Source organism: Gordonibacter pamelaeae 7-10-1-b (genome assembly GCF_000210055.1).
In the GTDB taxonomy this organism is placed as follows: Bacteria; Actinomycetota; Coriobacteriia; order Coriobacteriales; family Eggerthellaceae; genus Gordonibacter; species Gordonibacter pamelaeae.
The window spans coordinates 1,817,972-1,819,077 of record NC_021021.1 but is presented as its reverse complement, the minus strand read 5'-3'; the positions used below and the strand labels follow the sequence as shown (position 1 = coordinate 1,819,077).

The window sequence follows — 1,106 nt, the reverse complement described above, 5'->3', positions numbered from 1 at the left end:
CCCGCCCGCGCCCCGCACCGCAACGAGCTCGCCCGGTGCCAGCAGCCCCAGCGCGGCGAGCACGAGGCACGCGCCAGCACCCGTTCCGCCCAGGAACAGGTAGCACACGATCAGCGGACCGAGCATCGAGCCACCCCTTCCCTTTCCGACCCAGCGGGTGCGCATCCCGCGACAACGAACGGAGAGCTCGCCGCGCGTGCCCGTGCCGGCAGCGCACTGCGCTCCTTGATGCGACAGGCGCCGAACCCGTGCGTCGACGCTGCGCGGCGCAAATTATCCTAAGACAATCACGGAGCCATTGTAGGACATTTCCGGCAGCCGCGCCATGTGCGCATCGTGCGAAGGCCGGGCGACGCGCGCGTTGCAGAACGGCGGCGATGGGCACAGCAAGCGGCGGGCACGCTACACTGGCCGGGAAAACCGTCAAGAACATGAGGGAAGGAGGACGTATGGAGTCCACCGTGTTCAAGAAAATGCATCTGGAAGAGGGCGCGAAGGGGATCGCGCTGTACGCCCCGCCCGAGTTCCACGCCATGGCAGCCGGCCAGGAGCTGGTCGCCTTCCCCTCCCGGGGGCCGTACGACTTCGTGGTGCTGTTCGCCACGAACCTGAACGAGTACCGTGCCCGCGTCGCGGAGGCACGCGAGGCGCTCTCCCGCCGCGGCGAGCTGTGGGTGGCTTTCCCGAAGCCGCGCGGACGACAGGGACGCACATTCGGGTGGCATGCGCTCTGGCTGACCGCCCGCTGCGAGGGGCTGGAGGAGCGGATAGGCCTCGCCCTCGACGACTCCTGGGCGCTCGCCTGCTTCAGGCCCGCGATGGAGAAGCAGTAGCAGCTGCCGATACGGCTGCGGGGCGGGGCGCCTCGCCATAGCCCCGCAGCCCGGCTGTTGCCGCCGTCGTCGTGGCTCGGCCGTTGCCACAGCCTCGATTTTCGTCCACACTTCTGACCAGGTATTACCTGCCATCACGCCTGTTCAAAGGCTTGCGATCAGGTGGACGAGAATCGAGGCTGTGGCAGATGCGCGGCCCCTAACCGACGAGCGCGCCCAGGAATGCAGCGGCATCGCGGTAGAAGGGAACTCGGCTCTCCGCGGCGACGGCGT

1 protein-coding gene is annotated in these 1,106 nt (G+C 68.4%); it reads left to right on the top strand.

Annotation, left to right across the window (positions count from 1 at the left end):
• The first annotated feature begins 449 nt into the window (after nt 1–449).
• Complete coding sequence (locus GPA_RS08435; protein WP_015539604.1) at nt 450–833, top strand: hypothetical protein; 384 nt, start codon at nt 450–452, stop codon at nt 831–833.
• The last annotated feature ends 273 nt before the right edge of the window (nt 834–1,106 follow it).